Source organism: Alloacidobacterium sp. (assembly GCF_035631355.1).
GTDB lineage: Bacteria > Acidobacteriota > Terriglobia > Terriglobales > Acidobacteriaceae > Alloacidobacterium.
The window spans coordinates 19093-27454 of the sequence record NZ_DASQIX010000060.1 but is presented as its reverse complement, the minus strand read 5'-3'; the positions used below and the strand labels follow the sequence as shown (position 1 = coordinate 27454).

Below are 8362 nucleotides of genomic sequence, written 5' to 3'. Positions count from 1 at the left end.
GATGCTGTCGGAGGGGGCTATCCCGGCGAAACGCTGGATAGCCTGTGGAGTCTGCTGTGGCAGGGCAGCGTCACGAATGACACATTTCACGCGCTGCGCGCTTATGTCGTCAGGCCCTCTGCATCGCGTCCGGCAAAGCATCAACACAACCTTCAGAGCTTTCGCTCACGCCGGACTACGCCACCCGCGGCGCAGGGCCGCTGGGCACTCCTTCCAACCAGCGCCGCTTCGCAGACGGAGTGGAGCCATGCTATCGCGCAACAGCTTCTTCACCGGCACGGCATCATCGCTCGTGAAACAGTGACGCAGGAGAACATTCCCGGTGGCTTCAGCGCCATCTACGAAGTGCTCAAAGCCATGGAAGAGAGCGGTCGGATTCGGCGCGGCTATTTTGTCGCCGGTCTTGGCGCTACGCAGTTCGCGCTGCCTTCCGCCGTCGATCTGCTTAGGTCATTGCGAATCGGACCGCAATCAGAACGCACAGAAATGCTGGCGTTGGCCGCCACGGATCCCGCCAATCCTTACGGAGCGGCGCTGCCGTGGCCTGTTGTACAGATCGAAGATGAAAATGACGGCGCATCGCGCTCGCTCACTCGCAGCGTAGGAGCAACCGTCATTCTGCGTAATGGCGAACTCATCGCCTATCTGCGCCGCAATAACCCGAATGTTCTGGTTTTTCTTCCGGCCAATGATCCTGAACAAACAAATACCGCACGCGATCTCGCCGCATTTCTCCTCACTCTGGCGCAGGACGAGATGCGCAAGGATGGCGAGGGAAGCCGTCGCGGCGGCATGTTGATCTCAACCATCAACGGAAAGACCGCGCATCTGCATCCTTTGTCCCGCTTTCTGCAGGATGCCGGTTTCCACGCCGCGCCTCTCGGCTTGAACGTGAGACGCATCCCGCAGGTTATAGAGAACGCGTCAACAGAACTCCAATAAATTGATGAACGTTTCGTCGAAGCGGTGTGGTATAACGATGCCGCTCACTTTGAGGAGGAGTTCATGCGCGTATTTCATTGTTGCTTCGGGTTGGCCGCCGTATGCGGCGCAGCCATTGCCTCGGCCCAGACAAACATTCCATTCAAGACCGGCCTTTGGGAATCAAATTTCACTTCATCCGTCAGCGGCATGCAGATACCGCCAGACCTCCAGGCGCGTCTTGCGCAGATGCCGCCCGACCAGCGGGCGCGCATTCAGAGCATGATGGGTGGCGGGCCGCAAACGTCCGCAGTCCGCAGTTGCGTGACTAAAGACCAGTTTGACAAGTGGAACGACTCGTTGGCCAACAAGGAAAAGAATGCGGACTGCACCAACACCAACGTTTCGCAAACCGCCCAGGACCGCGTCGTTGAGGTTAACTGCACCTCATCCAATTCCAAGACCTCTGGGCGTGTCGAGATGCACTTTGACAGCGACGAAAAGGGGCACGGCACGGTGCACATGGTCAGGACAGAGCTCCAGGGGCCGCAGGCCATGAAACCTGTGACCATTGACATGAAATTCGACACGCACTTTGTCAGTTCAGACTGCGGCGACATCAAGCCCGGAGAAGGCCGTCCGGTCAATTAGGGTTCGGTTGCGGCTCAGCCTGTTGTTGCTGTTGCTGCTGCTGTTGGTCATCCTTCTTGCCGCCGCCGAACAAGCGGCTCCAGAACCCGCGCTTCTTCTTAGGCTGCTGTGCTGTTTCCTGATTATTCGCCGCAATCCCCGGCGCGGGATTGGGCTGCGGAGTCATTGGCGTTGCCGGTTGCGGCGCGGGTTGCTGCGCCTGGAGCGGAGCAGGCGCGACCGGTCTCTGGCCCAGCCCAAAAATCTTCTGGAAAAGGTTTCGCTGGTCGCCGTTAGCGTGGTCGCAGGTATCGGTGGGTTGCGTGCCATCCAGAAACGCTGCCGTATACGAATCCGGGCAAGTCGCATTCGCAATCAGGTTGGTGGCCTTGTCGAGTTGCACCACCGTGACGCCCTGCGGAGGATCGAAGTCCTTCGTGTCTGAATACTGCGGCAGCGCCACGGCCCGCTTCATAAACTGTGCCCAGATAGGCGCCGCCGCGTCCGCGCCTTCAAGCTTGATGTCCGAGTAATCATCATTGCCGACCCAGACAATGCACAGCAGGTTCGACGTGTATCCGGCAAACCACGCATCGTTCGATGTGCCGGTCTTGCCCGCAGCCGGAGCGGTAAAGCCCATGGCGCGAACGCCCGCCGCCGTTCCATGGTTGATGACATTCTCCATCATGCTGGTGGTCAGATAGGCAACACGCGGATCGAGAATCGGCTTGCTCGTCGGAGCATAGTCGCTGATTACGTCCCCGTTCGTATTGCGTACGGAGGCAAGCATCCAGGGATCAATCTTCACTCCGCCATTAGCAAAGACCGTATATGCGCCCGCCATTTCCAGCGGCGTGGCGTCATACGCCCCGATGGCGACTGAAGGTGTTCCACGCGCCGACTTGATGCCGGCATCGCGCGCCAGCGCGGCCACGTTGTTAAAGCCGACCATCTGCGCCAGCGCAATCGTGGCCACGTTCTGCGATTTTTGCAGCGCATAGTTTGCTGTAATCTCGCCATAATCTTCGCCGTGAAAATTATGCGGCGTGTATTCCTGGTCGCCGACCATGTAGGTTGTCGGTGTATCGTTCAACATTGTTGCAGGAGTAAACACGCCGCTGACGCCGTCGCTGTTGGTCAGTTGCGCCCCCGAGAGGCTGGTGTTAAACGCTGCGGCATAGACAAAGGGTTTGAATATCGAACCCGTAGGGCGATGCGCCACCGCATGGTCCAGTTGACTCATGCCATAGTTACGCCCGCCAACCAGCGCCAGTACCTGCCCCGTATGCGGATTCAGCGCAATCAAGGCCACCTGGGGATAAACGATGTTGCTGTCCACCACCGGCGGAGACTTTCTCGAAGCGCGATGTGTATGCTTCCGCAGCACCAGCTCATCCACATGTTTCATGCCGATATCGATGGCTTCCGTGGCTGCTTCCTGCAACTGCGGATCGAGCGAGGTATAGATGCGCAGTCCCTGCTGGTTGTATTCGGCGTCGCCCAGCTTTTGCACAATCTGATCGCGCACCAGATCAACGAAGTATGGGGCTTCATTTGCGTCGACGCTCTGCGTCGCTAGATTCAGCGCGCTGGCCTTTGCCTGCTCGGCCTGGTCTTTTGTAATGGCTCCCGTCTCAACCATCTCGTCAAGCACAAGGTTGCGCCGCTCCAGCGCGCGCCGCGGATGCCGGTAAGGGTTCAACCGGCTGGGACTCTGAATCAGGCCCGCCAGCAGCGCGCATTCCGGCAGGTTAAGCTGGCGCACGTCCTTGCCGAAATACGCCTGCGCAGCCTCGCCAAATCCGTTGATGGCAAAGCTGCCCTGCTGCCCCAGCGGAATCTGGTTGGCGTACATCTGGAAAATCTGCTGCTTGGTAAACCGGTGTTCAAGCTGAAAAGTGATAAGAATTTCAATCACCTTGCGCTTGAAGTGTTTCTGCGGCGTCAGAAAAAAGCCACGCGCCAGTTGCATGGTGAGTGTCGATCCGCCCTGGCTATAGCGGCGTGAGAGCAGGTCGCTCTTCAGCGCGCCGAAAAGTCGAATATAGTCAACGCCGCCGTGCTCAAAGAAGCGCTTGTCCTCAATCGACGTTACCGCCGGAACCAGATAACGCGGCAGCTCGGTATACGTCACCAGCCGCCGCTTGGTGCGGTTCTGGTCCGAAAGGCCGGTAATGAGCAGCGGCTCCAGTTCATAGGCGGCAAGCTGCTCGCCATTGGTATCAGTAACCTGGCTTACCGTACTGCCTTCAAAGCTGATCGTAGCGCTGTCCGGCGCATGATATGACTGCGGCCCCGGATGGACGGTAATGCTGTCGGCATTCAGCGAATAGGTGCCCATCGGCGATACCGGGTTCGTGCCGTCCTGCGTATAGCCCGCCTCCCGCAGCTCCTGCGCAATAAAACTCGCGGTCAGCTTCTGCCCCGGACGCACTTCGCGCGGTGCCGCATAGATCTTCGCCGTATTCGCGAATAGCGGCTTTTCCAGCCGCTCATCGACAATGTTCTTGTACTTGACCCAGTAAAAGCTGAAAACAGCGATAAAAAAGACCGCAATAACGCCAACCGCCACGGCGGCAATCGTAAGCACTTTGCGGTTGAGCAGGTTACCGGACAAGGATGGGGGCGCGAGTTTTACTTTGAGAGCCAATGCGGGACTACCACCTCTGATTCTAACGGTTCCAATCCGTTCGCGCCGCAGAGGCGTCCACGAAAAGCCACCCCCCTGCAAGCTGGCTGCAAGGCGGCCTTCTGGTAAGACGCGCGAACGAGCAGAGGAGTAGTTCCTTACTTTGATGCAAAGAGATAAGTATCTCAGCTTGCGGAAACTCGAAATCACTGTAAAAGCGAGCTGGTTTCGTAAGGGCATGGCTTCAGCCGTGCCATAAGAGCGGAAAAAATGATTGCGGCTTTAGCCGCTGAGGTAACTGGGTTTGTTTATACGACTTTTTCAGCAGCCTCCATATCTCTTAGCCCCATATGGGATCCTGCGTCATTTTTCCGTTTACTTTGCGCAGCAGCCGAAGCGGGTTGCCGTCCTTCAAGGCTTCCGGAAGCGCCAGCTGCGGCATGTTCTGGTAGCTGACCGGACGGGCAAATCGAAAGATCGCCTGACTGCCTACCGAGGTTGACCGACCATCCGAAGTCGCCGGATAAGGTCCACCGTGAATCATCGCATGGCAGACTTCGACACCTGTGGGATAGCCATTAAAGATCAGCCGTCCAACCTTGCGCTCGAGAATGGCGATAAGGTCCTGATGTGTGGCGAGATCCTCCTCCGTGCCCAGCACCGCTGCAGTTAAATGACCTTCGAGACCGCGCGCCGCTTCCAGCATCTGTTCGCGGCTGCTGTACCGAACAAGCAGCGTCGTAGGCCCAAATATTTCCTCCGACAATTCAGGCTGATTAAGAATTTGTTCAGCATCCGCCTCCAATAAAGCGGCTGTCGTTCCCGCTCCGCCGGAATCCGGCGCGAATCCCGAGACCAGACGCGCACCATCTGCCCCGCTCCGCTGTGTGACGCCGCGCCGGTACTGTGCGGCAATGCCCGGCGTCAGCATGGTAAAACCCGGCAGATCGGCAACCCGCTGGCGCAGGTCTGCGACCAGATTCGCTGATTCATCCTTCGGTGGTAGAAAGACCAGCCCCGGCTTGGTACACATCTGACCCGCGCCAGCCGTAAACGAGCCGGTGAGGCCGGCGGCGATTTTGTCATATTGCTCAATCGCTCCCGGCAGAATAAACACCGGGTTCGTGCTGCCCATCTCCGCATAAACGGGAATTGGATCAGGACGGCTCGCCGCCAGATCCATCAGCGCCCGGCCTCCTTTGAGTGAACCTGTGAATCCAACAGCCTTAATCAGAGGATGCTTCACCAGCCGCGTGCCCGCTTCAATTCCAGAATCGAAGATCAGCGAAAACACGCCTTCGTGCAGTCCGTTGGCCTTTACGCAGTCCCGGATGACATTGCCGACCAGCTCGCTTGTGCCCGGATGCGCCGGATGCGCCTTCACCACAACCGGATTGCCTGCCGCCAGCGCCGACGCCGTGTCTCCGCCCGCGACGGAAAACGCCAGCGGAAAATTGCTGGCCCCGAAAACCACGACCGGCCCCAGCGGCTGCAGCATTGAGCGAAGGTCCGGTTTAGGCAGCGGCTTGCGCTCGGCGTCTGCCGTGTCAATGCACGCATTCACCCATGAGCCTTCTTCCACAACATCGGCGAAGAGACGCATCTGGTTCGCTGTCCGCGCCATTTCGCCCTGTAGACGTGCGGCAGGCAGCGCCGTTTCGAGATTGGCGCGCTCGATCACCTGGTCTCTAATGGACTCAAGCCCTTCGGCAATACTGCGCAGAAATTGTGCCCGTTTTTGATTGGAGAGCTTGCTGTAGCTGGCGAAGGCTTCCTCAGCCAGCTTCACAGCGGCGTCAATTTCCTCGGCTGATGCGGAGATATACGCCGGCTGCAATTCTTCACCCGTCGCCGGGTTGATGCCGTGAAATGTAGCTCCTGTTTGTGAGCCGCGCCGAGCGCCAAGAATCGATGTGCCAGTGAGCATAGTGGACCTTCCTCTAATTACCACGATATCGATGCGAATCGAAGAGGGCAACGCGCACCCCTGCTGTTAGAATTGTGGCGCATTTGCGTCTGGGGGATTTTGCATGACTCCTTTTCGTGCCGCAGCTCTTCTTTGCTTCACTGCAATTTCAGCCTGGGCCCAACTGCCTACGGCTCCGCCCGCTGTAAAACCTGTTCCCACGCCTGCTACGCAGCCAGCAGCGGCTCCGCAGACTCCGTCAAGCGGACACGCCCTCGAACCATCTGACATGCAGGCATTCTTCGACGGAATTATCCCCTTGCAGCTTGAGCGCAGCGACATCGCCGGAGCGTCCGTGCTTGTGGCCAAAGATGGAAACATCCTGCTCGAAAAAGGCTATGGCTACGCTGACGAAAAGACCAAGAAGCCGGTCGATCCCAACAGCAGCATCTTCCGCCTTGCATCCATTTCCAAGCTCTTTACCTGGGTCTCCGTCATGCAGCTTCAGGAGCAGGGCAAGCTCGACCTTGACGCCGACGTAAACCGCTATCTCGATTTCCAGATCAAGCCAGCCTTCGGCAAACCCGTCACTCTGCGCAATCTCATGACCCACACCGCCGGCTTTGAAGAAGAAAGCCGCGACATCATCATCACCAATCCCAAGTGGGCCGTGTCTCTCCGTGATTTTCTCATCCAGAACCAGCCCCGGCGGCTCTTCCCGCCCGGCGTCATCCCCGCCTACTCAAACTATGGAGTCGGACTCGCCAGCTATGTCGTCCAGCGCGTCAGCGGAGAGCCTTTCGAGCAATATGTTCAGGAGCACATCTTTGCGCCGCTCGGCATGACGCACTCCACCTTCTACCAGCCCCCGCCCAAAGCATTGTCAGCCTTGCCTTCAGAGGGCTATCGCGACAACACAGAAAAGCCGCCAGTCGGATTTGAAATCTTCAACCCCGTCGGCGCTGGCGGACTGTCTTCCACCGCCTCTGACATGGGGCGCTTCGGTATGGCGCTGCTCAATGGCGGAGAACTCGACGGTCAACGCATCCTCAAGCCGGAAACGCTGGCCGCCATGTGGACGCCGCAGTTTCGCGCCAGCGACCAGCTCCCACCCATCTGCATGGGCTTCTATCAAACCTGGCGCAACGATCTGCGCTGGATCGGCCACGAAGGTGACCTGATTGCCTTTCACAGCCTCTTCTTCGTCGAGCCGAAGGAAAAGCTTATTCTCTTCGTTTCCTACAACTCGGCAGGCGGCGGCAGCAAGCCGAGGCCGGAAATCATCAACATGTTCTCCGACCGCTATTTCCCGAGCGACCAAAAGCAGACCTTTATCAGTCTCCCGCGCAACGAACTCAATGCCGTCGCGGGCACTTACCTGACGACTCGCCGGTCAGACAGCACCCGGCTCGCCCTCGGCAATCTTTTCGACGAGCGCCGCGCCACCGTCGATAAGGACGGCGTCCTGCACCTTGAAGACGTAAAAGACCTTCGCGGACACCCGATCAAGTGGAAGCCAATCGCCAAAGACCTATGGCAGGAAGTAGGCGAGCAAGCCCGCCTGTTCGCCATTCGCGACGCACAGCGAAAAGTCATCCGCCTCGCCTACGATTTCCCCGGCGTGCAGGCCCAGCGCGTGCCCTGGTATGAGAACTACCGGCTGGTATTGACGGCGGGCTACACCAGTCTCGCCATTCTTGCCATGGTGGTCATGGCCTCACTCAGCCGCCTCTGCCGAAGACTCTTCCTGCGGAAACGCGGCAAGCCCGCGCCACAGCCGGGAACGAAATGGCTGCCCTTCGTCTCGCAATCCGCCGCCTGGGTCTGGGTCGTAATGTTGGGCACTCTCTTCATCTTCTTTGCCCAGAAGGGCGACGACCTTATGCCGCCCTCACCACCCTGGAACAAGTATCTCTTCCTCATCAACGTAGTAACGCTGCTGGCATTGTTCCTGAGCTTCTTTGCCATCATCTCCGGAATCCGTGTCTGGTGGCGCGCTGGCCTGCGCCGCATCACCCGCGTGAAATACACGCTTGTCGCGCTCGCATGTCTGGTGTTGAGCTGGATTGCAATCCACTGGAACCTGCTCGGTCCAGTGCGGCGCATTTAAGCAAAGAGTTCTGTTGCATAAGCAAAGAATTCTGCATTGAAAGAGACGCTGTTTCGTAAGGGCACGGCTTCAGCCGTGCCGTAGGGAGTACGAAGTCACTGCGGCTTTAGCCGCTGAGGTAACAGTTTTCTCTTCAATGAGACTTCAGCGCCCTTTTCAACTCGAC

5 protein-coding genes are annotated in these 8362 nt (G+C 58.2%); 3 read left to right on the top strand and 2 right to left on the bottom strand.

Annotated elements, in window-relative coordinates; translation table 11 throughout:
• Together VEV40_RS10265 and VEV40_RS10260 are read left to right on the top strand one after the other, a co-directional pair.
• On the top strand, positions 1–942 hold a 942-nt coding region (locus tag VEV40_RS10265), incomplete at its 5' end, for an Lhr family helicase (protein WP_422652931.1).
• 63 nt (positions 943–1005) lie between these two features.
• A complete protein-coding gene (locus VEV40_RS10260) occupies positions 1006–1572 on the top strand; it encodes a DUF3617 domain-containing protein (protein ID WP_324832116.1) in 567 nt (188 codons plus the stop codon).
• Here VEV40_RS10260 and VEV40_RS10255 read toward each other — a convergent pair.
• Both VEV40_RS10255 and VEV40_RS10250 read right to left on the bottom strand, forming a co-directional pair.
• Positions 1565–4201: a PBP1A family penicillin-binding protein gene (locus tag VEV40_RS10255; protein WP_324832114.1), complete on the bottom strand. Its 2637-nt coding sequence runs from the start codon at positions 4199–4201 to the stop codon at positions 1565–1567. The genes VEV40_RS10260 and VEV40_RS10255 overlap by 8 nt on opposite strands.
• A 319-nt stretch (positions 4202–4520) precedes the next feature.
• Complete coding sequence (locus VEV40_RS10250) at positions 4521–6107, bottom strand: aldehyde dehydrogenase (NADP(+)) (protein ID WP_324832113.1); 1587 nt, start codon at positions 6105–6107, stop codon at positions 4521–4523.
• 103 nt (positions 6108–6210) lie between these two features.
• Between VEV40_RS10250 and VEV40_RS10245 the strand changes: the two genes are divergently transcribed.
• On the top strand, positions 6211–8196 hold the full coding sequence (locus VEV40_RS10245) for a serine hydrolase domain-containing protein (protein ID WP_324832111.1): 1986 nt from the start codon (positions 6211–6213) through the stop codon (positions 8194–8196).
• The last annotated feature ends 166 nt before the right edge of the window (positions 8197–8362 follow it).